Here is a 23,608-nt window from a genome sequence, read left to right on the forward strand (position 1 = left end):
GGCGACGTGACCGAGTACGTGCATGAGACCGTCTTCACCTGGGGTGCCACGCCGCTGAAGTTCGGCGCCGGTGCGGTGGATGAGATCGGCTGGGATCTGGCCCAGCAAGGCGCTCGCCGGGTGCTGATCGTCACCGATCCGGGTGTCGCGGCCAGCGGCGTCCCGCAACGGGTCGCGGATGCGGCCACCGCCGGCGGGCTGAACGTCGAGATCTACGACGAGGTCCATGTCGAGCCGACCGACGCCAGCGTCACCGCCGCGGTCAAGGCGGCGTCTCGCTCGGAGTGGGACGGGTTCATCGCGGTAGGCGGTGGTTCCACGATCGACACCGCCAAGGCGATCAACCTGATGACGACCTACCCCGCGGATCTGCTCGACTACGTGAACAAGCCGATCGGCCAGGCGCTGCCGCCGCCCGGACCGCTCAAGCCGCTGGTGGCGGTGCCGACCACGGCCGGTACCGGCTCGGAGACGACGCCGGTGTGCGTCATGGACTTCCTGGATCTGAAGGTCAAATCCGGCATCAGCCACCCCAGGCTGCGGCCCACCATGGCCGTCGTCGACCCGCTGCTGACGCTCAGCATGCCGCCGGAGGTCACCGCCGCCAGCGGCATGGATGTGACATGCCATGCCTTGGAGTCGTACACGGCGCGGCCATTCCACTCGTTCCGCCGGCATCGCCCGGAGACCAGGGTGGCGTATTGCGGTTCCAACCCGATCTCAGACGCCTGGACGGAGCAGGCGCTGGGGCTGTTGGCGCGTTCCTTCCGCAGGGCCGTGTTGAACGGCGGCGATCTCGAAGCCCGGACCGACATGATGCTGGCGGCCACCTACGCCGGGATGGGATTCGGCAACGCCGGCGTGCACATCCCGCACGCGTGCGCCTACCCGATCGCCGGCCGCGTCCGCGACTACCGGCCGAAGAACTATCCGCAGGACGAGGCGCTGGTGCCGCATGGGCAATCGGTGGCGCTGACCGCACCGGCGGCGTTCCGGTTCACGTTCCCCACGGATCCGGCGAAGCATCAGCGGGCGGCCGAGCTGCTCGACGCGGACGGTGACCGGCCGGCGGACCCGCGCGAGCAGCTGCCGGCGGCACTCTCGTCGTTGATGCGCGACATCGGCTTCCCGAACGGCATCGGCGCCGTCGGCTACGGTCACGATGACATCCCGGATCTGGTCCAGGGCACCCTGCAACAGCAGCGCTTGCTCGCTGTTGCGCCCCGGGACGTGCAGGATGAGGATCTGGCCGCGATACTCCACGAATCGATCGAGAACTGGTGACCGCAACCATGCCGATATATGACTACGCCTGCGTCGGCGGGCACCGTTTCGAGATGCTGGTCCGCTCCGCCGGCAGCGCCGACCCGGCCTGCCCGGAATGCGGCGATGCGACGCGGCGCCGGCCGTCCGCGGTACGGCTCGCCGGCACGGCCGACCCGGGGCCGAGCCGGGACGACGCGCCGAAGAGCTGGCAGGCCACCGGGAACGGAGACCGGGAGACGCTGAAGTACTGGCACCGGCAGATGTCGCAGCGCGAGCGGCTGGAGCAGAAGTACCCGGAGCTGGCCGGCGACCGGCGACCGGTGCTCGCACACGAAGGGCGGTTCGCCGGTGCGCCGTTACGCGCCGGCGACGCGTTGCCGACCGGTGGCCCGTCCTCGGCAGCGAGCCAACCACCATCGACGGAAGGCGGCCGGGAAACCAACGGATGAGCGAGTCCGATTCCGATTCCGGTCTGAATGCACCGGGCCGGGAAGTGCCCGGCCCGTACGCGTCCGATCCGGATATGTCCGATCTGGTCCGTGCGCTACGTGCGGCCATCTCCGGCGAGGTGGAGGACGGGCGCGCCGCGCGGGCGACATTCAGCATGGACGCCTCCAACTACCGGCAGGTGCCCGTCGCGGTGGTGTTTCCGCGGGACGCCGTGGAGCTCGCCACCACGGTCCGACTGTGCCGGGAGCACGCCGTGCCGATCACGGCGCGCGGAGCAGGAACCAGCATCGGCGGCCAAGCGCTGGGGCGGGGGATCGTCGTCGACGTCAGCCGGCACATGAACGCCGTGGTGGCGATCGACCCAGAGCGGCGGACCGCACGCGTCCAGCCGGGAGTCGTGCTGGACGATCTGCGTGCCGCCGCCGCGGAACACGGGCTCACCTTCGGGCCGGATCCGTCCACGCACAGCCGTTGCACGATCGGCGGGATGATCGGCAACGACGCGTGCGGCTCGCACTCCGTCGCCTGGGGGCGCACTGCCGATAACGTGCTGTCCCTGGACGTGCTCACGGCCGGCGGTGCACGCTTGACGATCGACCGCGATGGCGTGGACGGTGCCCGTTCCACGCACGGTGTGCGCTCCGACGACGCTGCGGCGGCCGCCGAGGTCGGACGCGCGCTGCGGGAGCTGGCGGATGAGAACCTCGCGCTGCTGCGTCGCGGCTTTCCCGACCTGCCGCGACGGGTCTCCGGGTACGCCCTGGACCAGCTGTTGCCGGAGAACGGCCGGAACGTCCTGCGCGCCCTGGTCGGCAGCGAGGGAACGTGCGTGCTGGTCGCCGAGGCGGAGGTCCGCCTGGTGCCGCTCCCGGCGGCGACGACGCTGATGGTCGCCGGGTTCACCGACGACGTCGCGGCGGCCGACGCCGTACCCGAGGTGCTGCCGATGAAGCCGCTCACGGTCGAGGGGATGGGCGCCGACCTGATCGATGCGTTGCTCGTCCGGGGCCGTCGGCCGGCGGCGCTGGATGCCCTCCCGGAGGGCGGCGGATGGCTGTTCGTCGAGGTGGGCGGCGATGACGCTGCGGACGCTCGTCGGCGCGGCGAGGAGATGGCGGACCGGCTGCGTCGTGTCTGCGGCGCGCGGACGGCGCTCGTGCAGGACCCGGCCACCCAACGGCAGCTGTGGTCCATCCGAGAGGCTGCCGCCGGCACGGCGACCAGGATGGCGGGCGGCGCCGAGGCGTGGCCCGGCTGGGAGGACGCCGCCGTACCACCGGAGAATCTCGGCTCCTACCTTCGCGAGTTCCGTACGTTGTTGCGTGCGCACGGTCTGCATGGCATCCCGTACGGCCACTTCGGCGAGGGGTGTGTGCACGTGCGGATCGACTTCGCGCTGGCCTCTGCCGACGGGCGCGCGGATTTCCGCTCGTTCATCGAAGACGCGGCGGATCTGGTGGTGAAGCACGGTGGCTCGTTGTCCGGCGAACACGGGGACGGCCAGGCGCGCGCGGAGTTGCTGCCACGCATGTATTCGGCGGAGATGATCGCCCTGTTCGAGCGGTTCAAGGCCGTCTGGGATCCGGACGATCTGCTGAACCCGGGAATCCTGGTACGACCGCGGTCGCTCGACGCGGATCTCCGGTTCGACGGGCCGGTCCGTGAGCTCCCGATCACCCTGCGGTATCCCCATGACGACGGCAGCCTGGCCAGAGCCGCGCACCGCTGCATCGGCGTCGGAAAGTGCATCGACACATCGTCTGGCGTGATGTGCCCGAGCTATATGGTGACCGGTCGGGAGGAATACACCACGCGCGGGCGGGCCCGGCTGCTGTCTGAGATGATCCGCGGCGAGACCATCCCGGACGGGTGGCGCTCCGCCGAGGTCCGGGACGCGCTCGATCTCTGCCTTGCCTGCAAGGGTTGCCTGTCGGATTGCCCGGTCAACGTGGACATGGCGTCGTACAAGGCGGAGTTCCTGCACCAGCACTACGCCCGCCGGCTGCGTCCGGCGAGTCATTACGCGCTGGGCTTCCTGCCGCTGTGGGCGCGGCTGGCGTCGCTCGCGCCCGGCGCGGTGAACACGTTGCTCTCCGGACGGGGCACGGCATCCCTGCTGAAACGAGCCGGTGGGGTCGCCCCGGAACGCTCCCTTCCGCGGTTCGCGAAGGAGACGTTCCGGCGGGCGCTACGCAGAAGAACCGGTACGACCGTCGGGCGTACGCGCTCGGCACGCGACGACGTGGTGCGTCGGGGGATTGTGCGACGGGGGCTCATACGCCGCGGGCTCGTGCGACGCGGGGCCGCAGATAGCGGAGTGTCGGGCGCAGCCACCACGTCCGGTGCACGGCCGGCCGTCGTGCTGTGGCCGGACACCTTCACGAACTTTCTGTCGCCCGAGGTCGGCTTGGACGCCGTTCGCGTCCTCGAGCACGCCGGCTTCGAGGTCCGCCTGCCTGGCGCGTCGGTGTGTTGCGGACTCACCTGGATCTCGACCGGACAGCTGGGGGTGGCCCGGCGCCTGCTGCGCCGTACCGTACGGGTGCTGGACGCGGAGCTACGGGCCGGCACGCCCATCGTCGGGCTGGAACCGAGCTGCCTGGCGGTGCTCCGGCACGACGCACGTGACCTCCTGGCCGACGACGAACTGCGCGGGCTGCCGGATCGGGTCCAGACGTTGGCCGGGTTCCTCGAGCAGCACGCCCCGGAGATGGAGCTGCCGTCGCTGGGAGCTACCGCGATCACTCAGCAGCACTGCCATCAGCATGCCGTATTCGGCAACACCGCGGACGAGCGGATACTGCGCAAGGCCGGCGTGCGGAACCAGACGCTCGACTCCGGCTGCTGTGGCTTGGCGGGCAACTTCGGCATGGAACGCGGCCACCATGACGTCTCGGTGGCCGCGGCGAACCGGGTGCTGGTTCCGGCCGTCGACGCGGCGCCTCAGGAGACGTTGGTGCTGGCCGACGGGTTCAGCTGCCGTACCCAGATCGCGGAGTTGACCGACCGCCGTGCGCTGCACCTGGCTCAAGTGCTTGCGCGCGCGATCGACCCGACCGGCGAATGATTGCCGTGTGGCGGTGCTTGACCTGGCGGGCCGGGCAGGCAACGGTGACAAGGTGAGTACACCCGGCGAGCACGGCACGGACGAGCAGGAGCTGCCCGCGCCGATGGCCGCCGCCCTGGAGGACTTCTCCCGGCATCTGGCGTCCGAGCTGGGTCGCTCGGAGCACACGGTGCGTGCCTACGTCGGCGACGTGCAGACCATGATGGTGCACGCCGCACGGATGGGCCGGACCGAACCCCGAGGCGTCGACATCGCGGTGCTGCGCAGCTGGTTGGCCTCGCTGCACACCAGGGGAAGGGCACGCGCCACGCTGGCCCGGCGAGCATCGGCGGTGCGGACGTTCAGCGCATGGGCGTATCGCCTGGGAATGCTCGATACCGACGTCGGCGCGCAGCTGGCGTCGTTGAAGGCACAACGGGATCTGCCGGACGTCTTGCAGCCTGAGGACGCCAGGACATTGCTCGACGCGGTCGCTGACGAGGCCGCGGACGGGGACCCGGTGGCGCTGCGAGACCACGCGATCCTGGAGACGCTGTACGCGACCGGCGTGCGTGTCGGCGAGCTGGTCGGGCTCGATCTCGACCATCTGGACAGTGGTCGGCGGGTGCTGCGGGTCTTCGGCAAGGGACGGCGGGAGCGGAGCGTCCCGTACGGGATTCCGGCCGAACGCGCCCTACAGGCCTGGATCGAGCGGGGCCGGCCGGAACTTGCGGCACCGGCGGCGGGGCAGGCGCTGTTCGTCGGGGTTCGTGGGGGACGCATCGGACAACGGGCGGTGCGTACGCTCGTGCACGCCCGGCTGCGCGCGGTGCCGGATGCTCCCGACCTGGGGCCACACGGCCTTCGACACAGCGCCGCCACCCATGTGCTCGAAGGCGGCGCCGATCTCCGCGCGGTGCAGGAGTTGCTCGGGCATGCGTCGCTCGGAACCACACAGATCTACACCCACGTCTCGGTCGACCGGCTCCGCAAGGCGTATCAGCAAGCACACCCGCGGGCGTAGGCCGGGCGACGCTTAGACCGGCACGATCCGGACCTTGCGTCCCCTCGCGTCGGCTAGCCGCTCGATGTCCCGCGAGTCACTCGTCAGGATCCGATCGCCGTCCTCGGCGTGCAACACGACCGCGGCGTCGATCGGATCGGACGTACCGGCCTTTCCGATAAGCTCACCGCACTGTCGGCCGAGTCGCTCGTCGATGTCGCGCACATCGACGCTCTTCAGGAAGCGAGCGAGTTGGGCCTGGGTGCCCTTGCGCCAGACCTGCGCCACGACGAAGGGGTGCGTGACGAGACGGTCAACGCGCTTCTCAGCCTCCTTGAGCCTGGCGAGATGACGTGTGCCGTTTCGATCAACCGCGACGAGAGCACCGGAGTCCAGCACGACAGGCATCATCGACCCTCGTAACCCATTTCCGCGCGTGCACGTGCAAGCTCCTCCTCTGTGAAGGCACCGTGTTCGCGCTCGTAGTCATCGAGGAACTCGCGGAGCGACTGCGCGCGCAGTTGCTGAGCGGCGGCCTCCGACAACCATGCGGAGAGGCTCTTGCCAGAGCGACGGGCGGCTTCGCGGACCTCACGATCGAGCTCCGGATCGAGTGTGATGCTCATCTTGGCCACCTTCATATCTGAAAATGGTATCGCGATCGTATGACCGCCTGTGGAAGTTAAAGTAAAGCAAATGAAGGCAAGCAGCGTCAAGTGCCATTCATCGACCTACCGAGCTACGCTTCAGGGTTCGAGTGCTGCTCGGCGTCAGCATCCTGTCGCGAGGCGACGGTGTCGGGGCTCAACGCCGCGATAGTCTCGATGACGCGGCGCGCCGCTGTCGATGGGGTGCGATCTGATCGCCACCACACCGCAACCTGGCGTTCGACGCGGGTCCCCGTGATCGCGGCCAGCACGACCCCTGAGCAGTCCGCGGTGGTCATCGCCAGCATGTTCGTGACGCCTATGCCGAGTCCGGCCCGCACCAGGGCCGCCAGCGTCTGTGGCTGGTTGGTCTGGAAGGCGATGTTGGGCTGCACGCCGGCCTCGGCGAACGCCAGATTGGTCTCGAACTGCCGGGTGTTTCCGGTCGGTTCGCCGATGGTGATCAGTGGCGGTCCGTCCAAGCTCGACAGCTCAACGGTTCCGCCACCACGAGGGTGTCCGTCGGCCGGCAACGCCGCCACCAGCGGCTCGCGCCACAGCCGCCGGTAGTGCAGCCGGTCGTCACTCACCAGGGGCAGCAGCGGACGGACCGCCACGTCTACCTCGCCGCCGGCGAGCATCTGCTCCAGCGCCAGCGTGTCGCCTTCGCGCAACACGGTCGTGACATCCGGCGTCTCCTGCCGCAGCTGCCGGACCAGGTCCGGGTAGAGGAAGGCGGCCGCGCTCGGATACATGCCGACATGCACCTCTCCGCGCGGCTGCCCGCCCGCTTCCGCCACCACATCGGCGAAGACACCGAGCCGGACGAGGATCTCCTCCGCATGCGGCAGCAGGGCGCGACCCTCCGGAGTCAGCGCGGCTGGATGGACTGACCGATCGAACAGCTTGGTGCCGAGTGCGCGTTCCAGATCGCTGACATGGCTGCTCACCCGGGGCTGCGAGCGGAACTGGGCCCGCGCGGCCGCAGAGAAGCCGCCCTCCCGCGCCACCGCCACGAAGCTGGCGATCCAGTCGAGCCGGTAGCCGTACGCGCTGGAGAGGTGCACGCACGCAGGTTAGCCGCGCGACAACGACAGGCGGAAGGTGGCGTGCCGCGCGGAGCGGGGTCTTCCCTGGTCTTCGGTTTGCGGTTGGTCGCCGTTAGCGGATGAACTGGTCGACGTAGTCGGCGCCGAGCCCGACTTTCTCGTAGTGCGCCCGACAGCGGTCGATCTTGGTGAAGGTGTCCTCGTAGTCGATCTGGTGGCCGTTCTCGTCGACGTAGACCATGGCACCGGAGATGTTGAAGAACGTGATCATCTCGGTGCAGTCCTCGGGCACGGCAAGGGTGTGGATCTCGCCCGGCGGCTCGTAGACGAAGTGGCCGGTCTCGGCGACCCACTCGTGCTCGTAGTAGTGCCAGCGCCCCTTGACGACGTAGCCGAAGACCGCGCCGGGGTGCCGGTGCCGGGAGACGATGCCGGACGCGGTCACCTTGAGCAGGTTGCACCACTGCCCGATCACGGTGTTGAACATCAGCGGCCGGAACCAGACATTCGGCGCTTGCGGCACCCAGACCCGCTCATCGTCTGGCTGGGCGGCGACGGCGATCTCGTCCGGATAGTCCGTCGAGACGGCGATCTGCGGTCCTGTGGTCATGGAATCTCCTTCTCCATCGAAGCGTCGTCGACGATGTTCTTCAGTGTGTCTGTTGTTCGTCAGGCGGCCAGGTATCCGCCGTCCACGGGCAGTACGACCCCGGTGATGAACGCGGCGTCGGGACCGGCGAGGAACATGACGGCTCCGGCGACGTCGGACGGCTCGCCCCATCGGCCCATGGGTGTCCGGTCGACGATGCGGTCCGCGGCCTCCGAGTGCTGCCGAAGTCCGGCGGTCAGCTCCGTGCGGATCCACCCCGGAGCGACGGCGTTGACCCGGACGCCGTCCGCTGCCCACGCCACGGCCAGTGACTTGGTCAGCTGTACCACGCCGCCCTTGCTGGCCGCGTAACCGGGCACGCGGGCGCCGCCGAAGAAGCTGAGCATCGAGGCCACGTTGACGATGCATCCGCGCGAAGCGACGAGCAACTCCCGTGCAGCGACGCATGCGCGCATCGTCCCGCTCAGGTTCACGGCGAGCACGTCGTCGAACACCTCCGGGCGGAACTCCTCGTCCCGGCGGATGACGCCGGCCGAATTGACCAGCACATCCAGCACGGGTCGATCGGCGACGAACTGCTCCACCGCGCCGGCGTCGCGCAGATCGAGATCCGCCGTCGTCACCCCGGGCGGCAACGGGTCGGCATCGCCGGCAGCGGGACGACCCGCGACGGTGACGTCGGCCCCCGTGGCCGCGAACCGGGTGGCCACGGCGGCGCCGATTCCGCTGGTGCCGCCGATGACGAGCACGCGGCGCTTGTCCGCAGCACCCTCGATTGTCACGCCGCTGGGTTCGGTCCCAGCGTGGCCGCTGGTATCGCCGCCGGTGTGGTGGATGGTGTCACCGTCGGTATGGTTACTGGCGTCACCGCGTGTGCGCTGCTCCATCGCCCCATTGTGTCGGGGATCGGAACGTATTCCGAGCACCATCCGCTCATGGAATGGGAGCCATCCGCGCCCAGAATCCTGGACCTTCCGTGATCGACGTGGCGCGTGGGAGTTTCAGCTTCAAGGCCCGCGATGATCACGGCCGGGTCGGGCCCGATACGTCCCAGGGCGTATGGCCGGATCGTCTTGCTACGCACGCCGGCGTATCCGCACTCCGCGCTCGGACGGACGACAAGCACACCTCTGACCTGCATGATCAGTTCGTCGGGAAGCACCTGGAGTGACGAACGGAAGCGAGCGGATCATGCGCAAGATCTATGTCGGCCGTCGCCCGTCGACCGCCGTCCACGGCGATCGCCTCGAGATCACCCTGCAAAACGCCGACATGGATGACGGCGTGACGGTGCACTGGCACGGGTACGACGTGCCGTGCGGCGAGGACGGAGCTCCAGGAGCGACGCAGCATGCGGTGATGCCGGGGGAGGAGTTCGTCTACCGGTTTCGCGCCGAGCAGATAGGAACGTACTGGTACCGCACTCACCCGGTCTCGCATCGCGGCGTCAGGCTGGGACTGTACGGCACCCTCGTGGTCACGCCGCGTGATGACAGCGCGAGCGGCGACGGTGCGGGTGACCAGACGAGGCGCGACAAGGTCGACCTCACGCTGCCCCTGCACACGTTCGAGGGTGTCCTCACGGTCGGAGACCACGACACCGCACTCGCCCATGCTGCGCGTCCCGGTGCTCCGGTGCGGCTTCGCCTGGTCAACACCGGTTCCGACCCGCACCGGCTTGCGCTTCAGGTACGCCGTTCCGGCTCGTCGCGGTGGACGGGAGGGATCTCAACGAGCCCGACGAGTTACGCGGTGCCCACCTCAGGCTGCCTGCGGGCGGCTGGTACGACCTGGCCTTCACCATGCCCGAGCATACGGTGGCACTCGTCTTCGACAACGACCATGACAGCGGCGTACGGCTGCTGCCGTCCGCATCGGATGACGACGAGGATGCAGCGGCGCAGACAGCGGCGATGGCCGAAGACACCTCGGACTGGCCGGAGCTCGACCTGCTCAGCTACGGTTGGCCGGCGCCTGCCCCGTTCGGTGCCGACGGCCCATTCGACTGCGACTTCACCGTGGTCGACCGCAGCCTGGAGACCCATCGGTGGCACCTGCACGGTCACACGGTGCATGTCCTTTCCCGGGACTCCGAGCAGGGCATGATGCTCGGGCTCGGCTACGACGGCGTCACGTCGCCGTTCCACGGATCCCACGCACCGTGATCGACGAACGACGTACCGTCGACGCGCTGCTCACCGGCGTCCGGCACCACAACCGCGCCGTCATCGATCACGAGATGAGACGACTGTCCGGACGAGCACCCGGGTTGAGCCAACACCAGGTCGCCGTGATCGAGGCGGCCCTGGACGACCTGGCCGAGAGACTGATCCTGGCCCGGATGCGAACCATGCCGGATCAGGCCGAACGGCTCGCCCGGCTATTCGACGTCCGCTCATGACGTCACAGCACGCTGGACACATTCCGCCTCACGGATGAACGCATGTTCGTCGTCGCCTCGGCGAGGTTCGCGTGCAGTCAGACGCATCAATGCCGGCAGCGGTTCTGGGCCGCCCGTCGCAACACGTCAGAAGAGCCCCAAATGATCTTTGGTCGCGTGGTGAACGGCTTGAATCGGGACGGAGGCGTCGAAGGTGACGAATCGGCCGTCGTTGGCGACGGCGAGTGCGAGTAGATAGATGCCGGTGATCTGACGGTGGCCCAGAATCCTCGAGCGGTCCACGACCGTATCGTCGGTCAGGCTGATCGAGCAGGCCCGATAGTCGTGGTGTTCCGTCTTGCACGCCTTGGTGAGCAGGGCAAGCGCTTCTGTAGGGGTGTGACGGGGCTGGGATAGCGTGGCTGGCTGAGGATTCTCACGACACCGTTCTGCGTGATCGCACATGAAGCCCAGCCGTGCCCGATCTCCTCGCCGAGCCACTCTCGTGCCCGGTCGTGGTCGGCATGGTCGCTATCGAAGAGTGCAACGAGAACGTTGATATCGAGGAGTGCACGCCTCACTCGGGTTCTTCATCTCTCAGCTGATCGATGAGGGAGTTCGTCACCGTCGAACCACGGTGTGGCAGTGGTGTAAAGCCATGGAAACTCTCGTCTTCATCGTCGGTCCGAGCGCGATGTGCACTGGTCAGCGCTTGTCTGGCGAGATCGGACAAGACTTGCCCCATGGTGCGGTTCTCCCGTTGTGCTCGTTCGCGTACCGCGATGAGGACGTGGTCGTCGATGGCCAAGGTGGTGCGCATACATCTGGTGCTATGGCATCACCTGGCTGTTGTGCCGCACTACGGCTCAGTGGCTGAGGCTATGGGCTTCCTTGGCGTTGGTGGCGACACCGTTGCCGGGGAGTTTGCTGATCGGGTCGGCCAGGGTGCCGTCCACGTAGACCATGAAATGCAGGTGGCAGCCGGTGGAGAGTCCGGTGGTGCCAGACCATCCGATCACCTCGCCGGCTTGCACGCGTTGGCCCACAGCGACGCCGATCCTCGAGAGGTGGCTGTACGACGTGGTGATCGCCGCACCACCGAGTGAGCCATGATCGACCGTGACTTGCAGGCCGTAAGCGCCGCGATCTGCCGCGCGTGTGACCTTGCCCGCTGCGGAGGCCCGGATGGGGCTCCCACATGCCGCACGGAAGTCCGTACCGTCGTGCAGCTTGCGTTCGCCGGTGATGGGATGCGTGCGCATGCCGTATGGCGAGGTGACCTGCGGATCGGCAACGGGCCAGCCGAGTGACGTGTCGGAAGCCGGGGGATCGGGTGGGTGGGGTGGCGGTTCCTCGGTTAGCGAGCGGTCGCCGAGCGGCAGCAGCCGGACCTCGACCGTGGCGGAGTGCACCAGGGTCAGTGGATCGACATAGGTGTCACCCTCGATCGCGCCCCAATGCAGGCAGGAATCGGGTGCGCAATGGCTGCCGGTGGCCGCCACGGTGCCGATCGTGTCCCCGGCCGACACGGAGGCGCCTGCGGTCACGATCGGATCGACCGGCTCGTACGTCATACGGATAGTGCCGTGCTGGACCACCACCACACCGCGACCAGCCAGCAGCCCGGCAAAGGTGACATCACCCGGGCCGGCCGCCCGAACCTCTGACCCTTGAGGCGCTCGCAGGTCTACGCCGCGGTGCCCGGAGAGCCAAGGTTTGGAGGGCGGATCGAAGCCTCGCGCGACGTCGGGCGGTCCGCCCGGAGCTCCGACGGGGAACTCCCACTGGGCCGGAGCCCGGGCGGCGATCAGCGTGACCGCAGCCAGCGCAATGGCGAGGACGCGCAACGCGACTCGCGCCAGGAAGGTGGGCCGTGCGCGATCCGTCGACCCTCGCCACCGCGTGCGCGCGGGTGCCTCCAGGTCGGGCGGGACGCCAGATGTCTGAGTTTGCTGCGTGTAGAATCCGTTACTTTCTTCTGGAGATTGGATAGAGATCATGACCTGGATCATGGTGGATTCGTGGCCGATATGCATCACATGAACCGCGAATGTGGATATCAGCCGGATGATGCGGCGTCATGCCTGCTCATGCCTTGTGGAAAAGTGTGGCGGCGCGGACGTGGCCGGACATCACGCGCCAGGAACGAATCCGTAACGAACGCCTCAGCTCGCCGTTCTGGAGTGGACGGACACACCCGGGAGTCGGAAAGGGTCGAGATCGTAGGCCGGGGTAGGTAGCGTTGACGGACGCCCCGACACCGACGTTGGGCGCCCGCGCCGTGCATGAGCGTGACGAGACGAGAAGACGAGAAGAGAGGGCGTGAGGAGCGATGGCGCGATTCCGGCGAGCCGGTGTCTGGAGGGTGGCGGCCACTGTATCCGCGGCTGCACTGGTCCTTGCCGCCTGCGGCGATGACGACGAGGGCGTGCCGATCGACGGCGAAGGCACCGAGAACGGGGCCGAGGACGGCGAAGGTGCCGAGGATGGCGAAGGCGGCGCCGCAGGCGGGACGCTCATCGCCGCCATCTCGGGCGAGCCGGACCAGTTCGACCCGCACAGCACCTCCGCCTATGCCAGCTTCCAGGTCTTGGAGAACGTATACGACACGCTCGTCGTGCCGGACGCCGAAGGCGAGTTCCAGCCCAGCCTGGCCACCGACTGGACGACCAGCGAGGACGGCCTCACCTGGACGTTCAACCTGCGCGAGGATGTGACGTTCCACGACGGCAGCGATTTCACCGCCGCCGACGTCGTCTACTCGTACAACCGCATCATCGACAACGAGATGGCCAACGCGTACCGGTTCGGGACCGTGGAGGAGATCACCGCGGAGGACGACTACACCGTCGTGATCACGCTCAGCGAACCGACACCCTCGCTGCTCGCCAACATCGGCGGGTTCAAGGGTACGGCCATCGTCTCCGAAGACGCGGCCGACGAGTTCGACCTCGCCACCGAGGCGAACGGGACGGGTCCGTTCACACTCGGAGATCCGGCCGCCGCGGGCATGACCGTGGAGGCCTTCGCGGACTACTGGGGCGACGGGCCGTCGCTCGACGCCGTGGAGTTCCGTTACATCGGTGAGGCGACGACGGCGCTGACCTCGCTGCAGACCGGCGAGATCCACTGGACGGACAACATCCCGCCGCAGCAGATCGAGAGCCTGGAAGGCGACGACAGCGTGGAGCTCGGCATCTCGCCCAGCGTCGACTACTGGTACGTGGCGCTGAACCAGAACGAGGAGCCGTGGGATCAGGTAGAGGCTCGGCAGGCGGTGGCGTACGGGATCGACCGGCAACAGGTTGTCGACGTGGCGCAGTTCGGCGCGGCCACGGCGAACCAGACCGCCATCCCGGAGGACAACCTCTGGTACCACGACTACGCGCCGTACGAACATGACCCGGATCAAGCCGCAGACCTGCTGAGCGAGGCGGATGTCTCCGAAGGACAAGAGCTCAGGCTGATGGTCGTCCAGGACACCGCCGGCGTCCAGGCCGCGCAGGCGATCCAGGCGAATCTGGAAGAGGTCGGCATCGACGTCACGATCGAGCAGGAGCCGGATGCCACCTGGCTGGACCGCCAGGCCAACGGTGACTTCGACGCCTTCATGTGGTCGTGGCTGGGCAACCTCGATCCGTTCGACTTCTACCACTCCCAGCACCACAGCGAGGGTGGGTTCAACTTCCAGGGCTACAGCAACTCCGAGGTGGACGAGCTGCTCGACCAGGGCGCCGCGGAGACAGATCAGGACGCGCGGAAGCAGCTCTACGACCAGGCCGCCGAGATGATCGTCGACGACGTCAGCTACCTCTACCTGTACAACCCCGACGTGGTGCAGGCGTGGGCTCCCGGGCTCGGCGGTTATGAGATCCGTCCGGACCGTGCGATCAATTTCGAGAACGTGACGCTGCCGGAATGAGCCAGTGACCGGGTACGTCATCCGCCGGCTGGTGCAGTCGGTGATCGTGCTGATCGGCGTCAGCATCTTGGTGTTCGCGATCGTCCATCTGGTGCCGGGGGACCCGATCCGCCTTGCCCTGGGAACCCGCGGTACGGAGGAGACGTACCAGGCCATGCGGGAGCGGGCCGGGCTCGATGAGCCGTTGGTGGTCCAGTACTTCCAATGGATCGGGTCCGCCCTCACCGGGGATCTCGGCGTGAGTTTCCGCACGGGTCAACCGGTGGCGAACATGATCTCCGAGCGCGTGCCGGCGACGTTGTCGCTCGCTGCAGCGGCGATCGTCGTGGCGCTGCTGATCGCCGTTCCGTTGGGGACGTTGTCGGCGCTGAAGCCACGTTCCCCGGTGGACTGGTTCGCCACGGTGAGCAGCCAGGCAGGACTGAGCATCCCGGATTTCTGGATGGGGATCATGTTCATCCTGTTGTTCGCCGGGACGCTCGGGTGGTTGCCGTCGGGCGGCTACGTGGGCTTCACCGAGGACCCGGTGCAATGGGCCCGGCACCTGATCATGCCCGCGGTGACCGCCGGAGTGGCGAGTGGCTCGATCATGACTAGGTTCGTCCGATCGTCGGTCTTGGAGGCGTTGGGCCAGGACTACGTCCGTACCGCGCGTGCCAAGGGCATGCGTGCGCGAGATGTGATGACCTGGCACGTGCTGCGTAACGCTCTGGTGCCGCTGGTGACGGTCGGCGGCGTCCAACTGGCCTACCTGCTCTCGGGCGTGGTGATCGTGGAGATCGTCTTCGCCTGGCCGGGGCTCGGCCAGATGGCGTTGCAGGCGGTCGAGGCGCGGGACTATTCCCTGCTCCAGGGGACGGTGTTGCTGTTCGCGGTGATCTTCCTCGTCGTGAACCTCGTCGTCGACCTGCTGTACGCCAAGCTCGACCCACGCATCAGCTATGAGCAAGGAGCGGCGAGGTGACGAGCGAGGGGAGTGAGCGGCGCAGCGAGGAACGAGTGGAGCCGTTCGCGGAGGGAGCGAGGAGGCAAGCGCGACCGGGTGGTGAGGGCGGCGAGGTGACGAGCGAGGGCAGCATCCAGACTGCCGGCGACACGGCCGACACCGTGGCGATCATGGGCGAGAAGCACCGCTCGCGCTGGGTCGAGACGTTGGTTCTGCTGGTGCGGAACCCGATGGCCGTCGCGTCCTCACTGGTCTTGCTGGTCCTGGTGATCGTCGGTGTGTTCGGCGACGTTCTTGCCCCGTACGGATACAACGAGCAGTTCGTCGGCGATCAGCTCGAGTCACCCTCTGGCTCGCACTGGTTCGGCACCGACGACTTCGGTCGCGACGTATTCTCCCGGGTGCTGTTGGGCGCCGAGGTGTCGCTGCGGGTGGGCGCCGTCGCGGTCGGGATCTCGCTGGTGGCGGGCGTGCTGATCGGGCTGCTCGCGGGCTACTACGGCCGTTGGATCGACGACGCGTTGATGCGGTTCATGGACATGCTGTTCGCTTTTCCGGCGCTGCTCATGGCGATCGCGGTGCTGGCCATCCTGGGTCGCGGCGAGACGAACGCCATGGTCGCGATCGGCATCGTTTACACGCCGATCTTCGCCCGCGTCACCAGGGCGAGTGTGCTGACCGTACGAGAAGAGGTATTCATCCGCGCGTCCCGGGCGAGCGGTGCCGGCGACTTCCGGATCATCTTCCGTCACGTGTTGCCCAACGCTGCGCCGCCGATCATCGTGCAGACCACGATCAGCCTGGCGTTCGCGATCCTCTCCGAGGCGGCGCTGAGCTTCATCGGGCTCGGCACCCAACCGCCGGACCCGTCCTGGGGCCGGATGCTGTCGGAGGGACGGGGCTTCATCGAGCAGGCGTGGTGGATGGCGCTGTTCCCAGGGCTGGCGATCTTCGTCACGGTGCTGGCGTTCAACGTGTTGGGCGACGCGCTGCGTGACGTCCTGGATCCGCGGCAGAGATCCGCGTTGTCCGGCAAAGGAGCGGCGAGGTGACGAGCGAGCGGAGTGGCCGGTGCAGCGAGGAACGAGCGAAGCCGTCCGCGGAGCGAGGGAGGAGCCAAGCGCGACCGGGAGCTGAGGGCGGCGAGGTGACGGGCGAGCGGAGTGGCCGGTGCAGCGAGGAACGAGCGAAGCCGTCCGCGGAGCGAGGGAGGAGCCAAGCGCGACCGGGAGCTGAGGGCGGCGAGGTGACGGGCGAGCGGAGTGGCCGGTGCAGCGGGGAACGAGCGAAGCCGTCCGCGGAGCGAGGGAGGAGCCAAGCGCGGCCGATGGATGGAGGTGGACGATGACCGAGCCGGTACTGTCCGTGCGGGACCTGAATGTCGGCTTCCGCACGAGCCGCGGCCTGGCGCACGTCGTGAACGGTATCTCCTACGACGTCCAGCCGGGTGAGACGCTGGCGATCGTGGGCGAGTCCGGTTCCGGCAAGAGCGTCGGCACGCTGGCGTTGCTCGGTTTGCTCCCGCCTGGTGTGGCCAAGGTCAGCGGTAGCGCCGTCTTCGCCGGTGAGGAGCTGATCGGGCGGAGCGAGGAGAAGCTGCGGCCGATCCGCGGCGCCGGCATCGGGATGGTGTTCCAGGATCCGATGACGTCGCTCAACCCGGTGCTGACCGTGGGACGGCAGATCGTCGAGGCGGTCCGTGCGCACGGCCCGATGCCGAAGGCCGCGGCCCGTGCGCGTGCGGAGGAGCTGCTGGCGGAGGTCGGCATTCCGGATCCGCGGTCGCGCGCCGACGCGTTCCCGCATCAGCTGTCGGGTGGGATGCGGCAGCGGGTGATGATCGCGATCGCGCTGGCGGGCGACCCCAAGGTGCTGATCGCCGACGAGGCGACGACGGCACTCGACGTCACCGTGCAGGCGCAGATCATCGAGTTGATCGGGCGGCTCCAATCCGAGCACTCCACCGGCGTCATCTGGATCACCCACGATCTCGGCGTGGTAGCGGGCATCGCGGACCACGTCCTGGTGATGTACGCCGGTCGATGCGTCGAGGAAGGCAGCGTCGACGAACTCTTCGACCGGCCGGTCCACCCGTACACCCGGGGTCTGCTCGGCTCGATGCCACTGGTGGACGACCCGCGCCCGGCGCGGGAACGCGATCCGCTGTCCACGATGCCCGGCCTGCCGCCGGACCCGGTCCGTCTCCCGCCTGGTTGCTCGTTCTATCCGCGGTGCACGATCCGGGCGGACGAGCGCTGCCGGACCGAGGTGCCGCCGTTGGTGCCGATCGCCGGGAGCAGCGACCGGCACCGCGCGGCGACGTTCTACGCTCCGGAGGGCGTCTGATGACAGGCGACGACGCGACCACGGTGGTGGAACCGGTGGGTGGCCATGCCGGCGGGGCTGGTGAGCCGCCGCTGGTGCGGGCGACGGCGTTGAAAGTGCACTTTCCGATCCGGTCGGGAACGCCGCTGCGTGGCACGGCAGGGCACGTGCGCGCGGTGGACGGGGTCGATCTGGAGGTGCGCCGCGGCGAGACGCTGGGTTTGGTCGGCGAGTCCGGATGTGGGAAGTCGACCCTGGGCAGCGCGTTGCTGCGGCTGGTGGAGCCGACCGGCGGCACGGTCGAGTTCGACGGCGCGGACGTCACGTCGATGGCGAAGTCGCAGCTGCGGGCGTTACGGCGCCGGATGGCGATGATCTTTCAGGACCCGTACGCGTCGTTGGATCCGCGTCGTACCGTCGGCGACTCGATCGCCGAGCCGCTGTCCATCCACGGCCTCTACCGGGGTCGGGGCCGGCGCCGCGGCCGGGTGGGTGAGCTGATGGAGCTGGTGGGGTTGAGCCCGGACCACGCCAATCGGTACCCGCATGAGTTCTCCGGCGGGCAGCGCCAGCGGGTGGGGATCGCACGGGCGTTGGCCGGCGAGCCGGATTTCATCGTGTGCGACGAGCCGATCGCCTCGCTCGACGTGTCGGTGCAAGCTCAGGTGGTGAACCTGCTGATGCGGCTGCAGCGGGAGCTCGGGCTGACCTACCTGTTCGTCTCCCACGATCTGGCCGCGGTGCGGCAGGTGGCGGATCGGGTGGCGGTGATGTATCTGGGCCGGGTGGTGGAACTCGGCCCGGCCGAGACGGTGGCGGGCAGTCCGCAGCACCCGTACACGGAGGCGCTGGTGTCGGCGGTGCCCGTGCCGGACCCGCAGCGGGAACGCGAGCGGGAACGGATCGTGTTGCGCGGGGACGTGCCGAGTCCGGCCGCTCCGCCGTCGGGATGCCGCTTCCGGACCCGTTGTCCCAAGGTGTTCGAGCCGTGCCCGGACCATGATCCGGTGCTGCAGATCGTCGGCGGTACCACGTCGGAAGGCTCGCTTGCCCAGGCGGCGGCCTGCCACCTGCACGGAGTCACCGACCAATCCCCATGATCATGAACACTTGCCGTGCTATGTGAACGGTTAGTGTTCATGATCATGGGGGGCTTCGGTGGTGGTGGGGCGTTGGTGGGGACGCGCGCTCAGCCTGTACACTGTGCGGTGATTCAGTTTGCGCTGAATCAAATTCGCGTGTCCTGTGAGAACTGCGCACGTCGTGGTCCTCGGCTCCGGCCGGGGTTGTGGCGGCAGCAGGCAGGGCGCCAGGCGCGGCAGTATCAGGGCTGACCGCGGACAACCACGACGATACGCCCGTGCTCTCAGCGGGCGTGAGAAGGAGGTAGGCGCGGCCATGGCCGTCGTCACCATGAAGCAGCTGCTCGAGAGCGGCGTGCACTTCGGGCATCAGACCCGGCGCTGGAACCCGAAGATGAAGCGGTTCATCTTCACCGAGCGCAATGGCATTTACATCATCGACCTGCAGCAGTCGCTGTCCTACATCGACCGCGCGTACGACTTCGTCAAGGAGACCGTGGCGCACGGCGGGACGGTGCTGTTCGTGGGCACCAAGAAGCAGGCGCAGGAGGCCGTGCGCGAGCAGGCCACCCGGGTCAACATGCCGTATGTCACCGAGCGGTGGCTGGGCGGCATGCTCACGAACTTCCAGACGGTCAACAAGCGGCTGCAGCGGCTGAAGGAGCTCGAAGAGCTCGACTTCGACAACGTCGCCGCGTCCGGGCTGACCAAGAAGGAACTCCTCATGCGCCGGCGTGAGAAGGACAAGCTGGAGCGCACCCTCGGTGGTGTTCGCAACATGGCCAAGGTGCCCAGCGCGGTCTGGATCGTCGACACCAAGAAGGAGCACCTCGCGGTCGACGAGGCGCGCAAGCTCGGCATCCCGGTCATCGCCATCCTCGACACCAACTGCGACCCGGACGAGGTCGACTACCCGATCCCCGGCAACGACGACGCGATCCGCGCCGTGAACCTGCTGACCCGGGTCGTCGCCGACTCGGTCGCCGACGGTCTGATCGCCCGCCAGGGCCAGCGCGGCGGCGACGAGGGAACGGCCGACGTGGCCGTCGACGAGCCGCTGGCCGAGTGGGAGAAGGAGCTGCTCGTGGGTGCCGAGGAGACCGGCTCCGCCGAGCAGAGCGGTGCCGAGGCGTCCGCCGCCGACTCCGGCGAGAGCGCGGATACCACGGCGAGTGCTGCCAGCGAGAGCGCCGAGAACACAGAAAGCGCCGAAAGCGACCTGGCTGAGACGGCCGGTACGCAGGCCTGAGTGTGTCGTTGAACGGACGTGGCGGGGACTGCCCTGCCACGTCCGTCGCGCGTGGAAGACCAACATCACGACTCAAGAGAAAGCAAGAGGATGCCGAACTTCACTGCCGCGGACGTCAAGAAGCTCCGCGACGCCACGGGCGCGGGCATGATGGACGCCAAGAAGGCACTGGAAGAGAGCGACGGTGACTTCGACGGCGCGGTCGAGGTGCTCCGGATCAAGGGGGCCGCGAAGGCCGCCAAGCGCAGCGCCGAGCGCACCACCGCGAACGGCCTGATCGTCGCCGAGGGCACGGTCATGGTCGAACTGGCCTGCGAGACTGACTTCGTCGCCAAGAACAACGACTTCCAGAAGCTCGCCACCGACATCGCGACGGCGGCCGCCGAGGCCAAACCGGCCGACGTCGAGGCGCTGTCCGGCGTGACGCTGGCCGACGGCCGGACGGTGGCCGACGCGGTCGCCAACGCGGCTGCCGTGATCGGAGAGAAGGTCGAGGTGCGCCAGGTCGTCGCCTATGACGGCCCCGTTGCCAGCTACCTCCACCGTCGCTCGGCGGACCTGCCGCCACAGGTGGGCGTGCTGGTGGAGTACACCGGCGACTCCGCCGACGCGGCCAAGGACGCGGCGATGCAGATCGCGGCGATGCGTCCGCAGTACGTGTCGCGCGACGACGTTCCCGAGGACGTCGTGGCGAACGAGCGCCGCATCGCCGAGGCGACGGCGCGCGAGGAAGGCAAGCCCGAGCAGGCGCTGCCGAAGATCGTCGAGGGCCGGGTCAACGGGTTCTTCAAGGAGAACGTCCTGGTCGAGCAGCCGTCGGTGAAGGAATCGAAGAAGACGGTCGGCGCCCTGCTCTCCGAGGCCGGCGTCTCGGTTCGTCGGTTCGCACGGTTCGAGGTCGGCGCTTAGGGCATGTCCTCCAGCCCGTGCGGTCAGCCGTGCGGTGTGCCCGTGCGCGGCGTCGTCGGCGTTGGCGGATCCTTCACAGACAACACCCGGATGAGAACCTCCGGTGGTCATCGATCGTTCACCTGGTGAAGAATCGATGACCACCGGTGTGCAGCTGACGGCGGACGACGCGGAGGGTAGACGCCCATGACCAAGCCAGTGACGGAAGACAAGCCGGAGACGGGCGCGTCAGGTACGGCGATGCCGCCGCCGCCCGGCGGCCGCCGGGTGCTGATCAAGCTCTCCGGTGAGGTCTTCGGCGGCGGTGAAGTGGGCGTCGACCCGGTGGTGGTCAAACAGATCGCCGGTCAGATCGCCGGCGTGCTGTGTGAGGGTGTCCAGGTCGCGGTGGTCGTCGGCGGTGGGAACTTCTTCCGGGGCGCGGAGCTGCAGAACAACGGCATGGACCGGGCTCGTGGCGACTACATGGGCATGCTCGGCACGGTGATGAACTGCCTGGCGCTGCAGGATTTCCTGGAGCAGCGTGGGGTGGACACCCGGGTGCAGACCGCCATCACGATGGGGCAGGTCGCCGAGCCGTATATCCCGCGCCGAGCCGCCCGTCACCTGGAGAAGGGGCGGGTGGTGATCTTCGGGGCCGGCGCCGGCATGCCGTACTTCACGACGGATACGGTGGCCGCGCAACGCGCGCTGGAGATCGGCTGCGACCGGCTGTTGATGGCGAAGAGCGGGGTCGACGGGGTCTACGAGGCCGATCCCCGCAAGGATCCGACCGCCCGTAAGTACCTCAGCATCACCTACCGGGATGTCATCCGCCGCCGGCTCGACGTCGCGGACCCGGCGGCGTTCAGCCTGTGTGCGGACAACAAGCTTCCGATCGTGGTGTTCGGCCTGGGGGAGGACCACGGCATATCCCGCGCCATCCGGGGTGAGCCGATCGGTACCATCGTGGCCGCTGGGGTGGATACTGTCCTTGCTGATACGGGAGACTAGCCACCTCCGCCAGGAGGCACTGGTAGGCACCGGAAGATGCTCTGCGCGCGTCGCGAACCGTGGCGGTCAAGCGGTCAGGGCGCATACGAGGCTTAGGGAGCAACGGTGATCGAGGAAACACTGTTCGAGGCAGAAGAGAAGATGGAGAAGGCCGTATCGGTCGGAAAGGAGGATTTCTCCACCATCCGCACCGGACGGGCGCACCCGTCTTTGTTCAACAAGATCGTCGTCGACTATTACGGTGCTTCGACGCCGCTCAACCAGCTCGCGTCCTTCCACGTGGCGGACGCGCGGATGATCACCGTGCAGCCGTATGACAAGTCGTCGCTGGGGGCCATCGAGCGCGCCATCCGGGACTCGGATCTGGGGGTCAACCCCAACAACGACGGCCAGATCATCCGTGTGGTGCTGCCGCAGCTGACCGAGGAGCGCCGGCGCGAGTACATCAAGGTGGCGCGAGAGAAGGCGGAGGGCATCCGGGTCTCGATCCGCAACATCCGCCGGCACGCCAAGGAGACGCTGGAGAAGCTGGTGCACGACGGCGAGGTGGGCGAGGACGAGGTCGCGCGCGCCGAGAAGCAGCTCGAGACGATGACCAAGACCTACGTGGACCAGGTCGAGGAACTGCTCAAGCACAAAGAAGCCGAGCTCCTTGAGGTCTGACCTTGCGGCGTCCGGGCCAGGTCGGTCGTCCTGCGTCCGGAAAGGTCACGGGTGTGGTGGTGACTGACGAGCCTGCCGGCCCGGGCGAGGGGCCGGAGGACGCGGCCGCACCGGGAGGCCGGGCTCCGCGCCGCGCCGGTCGGGACCTTCGCGCCGCGACCGCGGTCGGCCTGGCGCTGGCCGCCGTGGTGCTGGGCACGCTGTTCACGGTGCCGGCGGTGTTCGCCGGTCTGGTCGTGGTGGTCATGGTCGTGGCCGTCTGGGAACTCGCTCAGGCGTTCGCCACCCGTGGCGTCGTGGTACCGGTGGTGCCGGCGTTGCTGGGTACCGTGCTGATGCTGGTGGGGGCGTTCGTCGCCGGGACCTCGCCGCTGGTGGTGGCGCTGGGGTTGACCGTGGCCGCGATCTGGGTCTGGCGGCTGGGCGACGGCGCGGCAGGCTACTTACGGGACGTGACCGCGGGCGTCTTCGTGGTGGCGTATGTCCCCTTCCTAGCCGGTTTCGCCATGCTGATGGCGCGTGCGGACGATGGCCATTGGCAGGTGTTCGCGCTGTTGGCCGTGGTCGTCGCATCGGACACCGGCGGCTACTTCACCGGCGTGCTGATCGGCAGGCATCCGATGGCGCGCAGCGTGAGTCCGAAGAAGACCTGGGAAGGGTTCAGCGGGTCGCTGCTTCTCGGCGTCGCGGTCGGCGTGGCCGTGGCGATGCTGGCGTTCGACGCGCCGTGGTGGAGCGGTGTGGTTCTCGGCGTGGTCGGCGTGGTCGGGGCGACCGTCGGCGACCTCGGGGAATCGATGATCAAGCGAGATCTCGGCGTGAAGGACATGAGTTCACTGCTTCCCGGCCACGGCGGGATCATGGATCGGCTCGACTCGCTGCTGCCCAGCGCTCCGCTGATCTGGCTGGTACTGACTTACCTGATGTGACACGTCCGCTGAGACAGTTCGGCGAGAGCCCCTCCGGCATGGGACAATCGTCGGCGTCATGCCTGAGAATGTAAGCCTTGCGCGGCCCGATGAGCCCACTGCTCCCCAACCGGGTGAGCTGCAACTGACCCCGGCGCGG

At 68.1% G+C, this 23,608-nt stretch carries 24 protein-coding genes and 1 pseudogene; 17 read left to right on the forward strand and 8 right to left on the reverse strand.

Features of this window, described 5'->3' with window-relative positions:
- The first annotated feature begins 6 nt into the window (after positions 1-6).
- The 4 genes from G1H10_RS26195 (at position 7) to G1H10_RS26210 (ending at position 5,786) form a co-directional block, all read left to right on the forward strand.
- A complete protein-coding gene (locus G1H10_RS26195; protein WP_163743527.1) occupies positions 7-1,284 on the forward strand; it encodes a hydroxyacid-oxoacid transhydrogenase in 1,278 nt (425 codons plus the stop codon).
- Complete coding sequence (locus G1H10_RS26200) at positions 1,281-1,715, forward strand: zinc ribbon domain-containing protein (protein ID WP_216853678.1); 435 nt, start codon at positions 1,281-1,283, stop codon at positions 1,713-1,715. Before G1H10_RS26195 ends, G1H10_RS26200 begins: the two co-directional genes overlap by 4 nt.
- Before the next feature lie 74 nt (positions 1,716-1,789).
- Entirely contained in the window at positions 1,790-4,783 is a 2,994-nt protein-coding gene (locus tag G1H10_RS26205) for an FAD-binding and (Fe-S)-binding domain-containing protein (protein ID WP_163743580.1), read from the forward strand.
- Positions 4,784-4,886: 103 nt separating this feature from the next.
- Positions 4,887-5,786 (forward strand): tyrosine recombinase XerC, encoded by a 900-nt coding sequence (locus G1H10_RS26210; RefSeq protein WP_163743581.1) that lies wholly within the window; start codon positions 4,887-4,889, stop codon positions 5,784-5,786.
- Positions 5,787-5,798: 12 nt separating this feature from the next.
- On the opposite strand, the gene G1H10_RS26215 is transcribed toward G1H10_RS26210, so the two are convergent.
- The 5 genes from G1H10_RS26215 to G1H10_RS26235 all read right to left on the reverse strand — a co-directional run bounded on the left by G1H10_RS26215 (position 5,799) and on the right by G1H10_RS26235 (position 8,958).
- Entirely contained in the window at positions 5,799-6,176 is a 378-nt protein-coding gene (locus tag G1H10_RS26215) for a hypothetical protein (RefSeq protein ID WP_163743531.1), read from the reverse strand.
- Positions 6,173-6,391 carry a ribbon-helix-helix protein, CopG family gene (locus G1H10_RS26220; protein ID WP_163743533.1) on the reverse strand — a complete coding sequence of 73 codons (219 nt, stop codon included), beginning with the start codon at positions 6,389-6,391 and terminating at the stop codon, positions 6,173-6,175. Before G1H10_RS26220 ends, G1H10_RS26215 begins: the two co-directional genes overlap by 4 nt.
- A 113-nt stretch (positions 6,392-6,504) precedes the next feature.
- Entirely contained in the window at positions 6,505-7,479 is a 975-nt protein-coding gene (locus G1H10_RS26225; protein WP_163743535.1) for a LysR family transcriptional regulator, read from the reverse strand.
- A 94-nt stretch (positions 7,480-7,573) separates the two neighbouring features.
- Positions 7,574-8,071 carry a 2,4'-dihydroxyacetophenone dioxygenase family protein gene (locus G1H10_RS26230; protein WP_163743536.1) on the reverse strand — a complete coding sequence of 166 codons (498 nt, stop codon included), beginning with the start codon at positions 8,069-8,071 and terminating at the stop codon, positions 7,574-7,576.
- Between the two features lie 59 nt (positions 8,072-8,130).
- Complete coding sequence (locus G1H10_RS26235; protein WP_163743538.1) at positions 8,131-8,958, reverse strand: SDR family NAD(P)-dependent oxidoreductase; 828 nt, start codon at positions 8,956-8,958, stop codon at positions 8,131-8,133.
- Positions 8,959-9,343: 385 nt separating this feature from the next.
- Here G1H10_RS26235 and G1H10_RS35155 point away from each other — a divergent pair.
- The 3 genes and pseudogenes from G1H10_RS35155 to G1H10_RS26245 all read left to right on the forward strand — a co-directional run.
- Positions 9,344-9,502: pseudogene (locus tag G1H10_RS35155) on the forward strand (multicopper oxidase domain-containing protein); the annotation flags it as partial.
- 281 nt (positions 9,503-9,783) lie between these two features.
- The gene (locus G1H10_RS33450; protein WP_246219960.1) at positions 9,784-10,236 is read left to right on the forward strand and encodes a hypothetical protein; all 453 of its coding nucleotides are present in this window, start codon (positions 9,784-9,786) and stop codon (positions 10,234-10,236) included.
- The gene (locus G1H10_RS26245) at positions 10,233-10,472 is read left to right on the forward strand and encodes a hypothetical protein (protein WP_163743540.1); all 240 of its coding nucleotides are present in this window, start codon (positions 10,233-10,235) and stop codon (positions 10,470-10,472) included. Before G1H10_RS33450 ends, G1H10_RS26245 begins: the two co-directional genes overlap by 4 nt.
- 126 nt (positions 10,473-10,598) lie before the next feature.
- On the opposite strand, the gene G1H10_RS32560 is transcribed toward G1H10_RS26245, so the two are convergent.
- The 3 genes from G1H10_RS32560 to G1H10_RS26260 form a co-directional block, all read right to left on the reverse strand.
- Positions 10,599-10,754 carry a PIN domain-containing protein gene (locus tag G1H10_RS32560; RefSeq protein WP_216853682.1) on the reverse strand — a complete coding sequence of 52 codons (156 nt, stop codon included), beginning with the start codon at positions 10,752-10,754 and terminating at the stop codon, positions 10,599-10,601.
- A 274-nt stretch (positions 10,755-11,028) separates the two neighbouring features.
- Positions 11,029-11,271, reverse strand: coding sequence for an antitoxin (locus G1H10_RS26255; protein ID WP_163743541.1), 243 nt, complete (start codon positions 11,269-11,271; stop codon positions 11,029-11,031).
- Between the two features lie 46 nt (positions 11,272-11,317).
- Entirely contained in the window at positions 11,318-12,451 is a 1,134-nt protein-coding gene (locus G1H10_RS26260; protein ID WP_163743543.1) for a M23 family metallopeptidase, read from the reverse strand.
- Positions 12,452-12,783: 332 nt separating this feature from the next.
- Between G1H10_RS26260 and G1H10_RS26265 the strand changes: the two genes are divergently transcribed.
- The 10 genes from G1H10_RS26265 (at position 12,784) to G1H10_RS26310 (ending at position 23,469) form a co-directional block, all read left to right on the forward strand.
- Positions 12,784-14,373, forward strand: a complete 1,590-nt coding sequence (locus G1H10_RS26265) for an ABC transporter substrate-binding protein (protein ID WP_163743545.1) — start codon at positions 12,784-12,786, stop codon at positions 14,371-14,373.
- A gap of 4 nt (positions 14,374-14,377) precedes the next feature.
- Positions 14,378-15,337: an ABC transporter permease gene (locus G1H10_RS26270; protein WP_163743547.1), complete on the forward strand. Its 960-nt coding sequence runs from the start codon at positions 14,378-14,380 to the stop codon at positions 15,335-15,337.
- 152 nt (positions 15,338-15,489) lie between these two features.
- Positions 15,490-16,371, forward strand: a complete 882-nt coding sequence (locus tag G1H10_RS26275; protein WP_163743583.1) for an ABC transporter permease — start codon at positions 15,490-15,492, stop codon at positions 16,369-16,371.
- 292 nt (positions 16,372-16,663) lie between these two features.
- Positions 16,664-17,665, forward strand: coding sequence for an ABC transporter ATP-binding protein (locus G1H10_RS26280; RefSeq protein WP_163743548.1), 1,002 nt, complete (start codon positions 16,664-16,666; stop codon positions 17,663-17,665).
- Positions 17,665-18,744, forward strand: coding sequence for an ABC transporter ATP-binding protein (locus G1H10_RS26285; protein ID WP_163743551.1), 1,080 nt, complete (start codon positions 17,665-17,667; stop codon positions 18,742-18,744). The genes G1H10_RS26280 and G1H10_RS26285 overlap by 1 nt, the downstream gene beginning before the upstream one ends.
- 298 nt (positions 18,745-19,042) lie before the next feature.
- Positions 19,043-19,975 (forward strand): 30S ribosomal protein S2, encoded by a 933-nt coding sequence (rpsB, locus tag G1H10_RS26290; RefSeq protein ID WP_163743553.1) that lies wholly within the window; start codon positions 19,043-19,045, stop codon positions 19,973-19,975.
- 90 nt (positions 19,976-20,065) lie between these two features.
- Positions 20,066-20,884 carry a translation elongation factor Ts gene (gene tsf / locus G1H10_RS26295; RefSeq protein ID WP_163743554.1) on the forward strand — a complete coding sequence of 273 codons (819 nt, stop codon included), beginning with the start codon at positions 20,066-20,068 and terminating at the stop codon, positions 20,882-20,884.
- Between the two features lie 186 nt (positions 20,885-21,070).
- Positions 21,071-21,877: a UMP kinase gene (pyrH, locus tag G1H10_RS26300; protein ID WP_163743556.1), complete on the forward strand. Its 807-nt coding sequence runs from the start codon at positions 21,071-21,073 to the stop codon at positions 21,875-21,877.
- 105 nt (positions 21,878-21,982) lie between these two features.
- The gene (gene frr / locus G1H10_RS26305) at positions 21,983-22,540 is read left to right on the forward strand and encodes a ribosome recycling factor (RefSeq protein ID WP_163743558.1); all 558 of its coding nucleotides are present in this window, start codon (positions 21,983-21,985) and stop codon (positions 22,538-22,540) included.
- 59 nt (positions 22,541-22,599) lie between these two features.
- The gene (locus G1H10_RS26310; protein WP_163743560.1) at positions 22,600-23,469 is read left to right on the forward strand and encodes a phosphatidate cytidylyltransferase; all 870 of its coding nucleotides are present in this window, start codon (positions 22,600-22,602) and stop codon (positions 23,467-23,469) included.
- The last annotated feature ends 139 nt before the right edge of the window (positions 23,470-23,608 follow it).

The sequence above is a fragment of the Phytoactinopolyspora halotolerans genome, from assembly GCF_010550675.1.
Taxonomy (GTDB): Bacteria; Actinomycetota; Actinomycetes; order Jiangellales; family Jiangellaceae; genus Phytoactinopolyspora; species Phytoactinopolyspora halotolerans.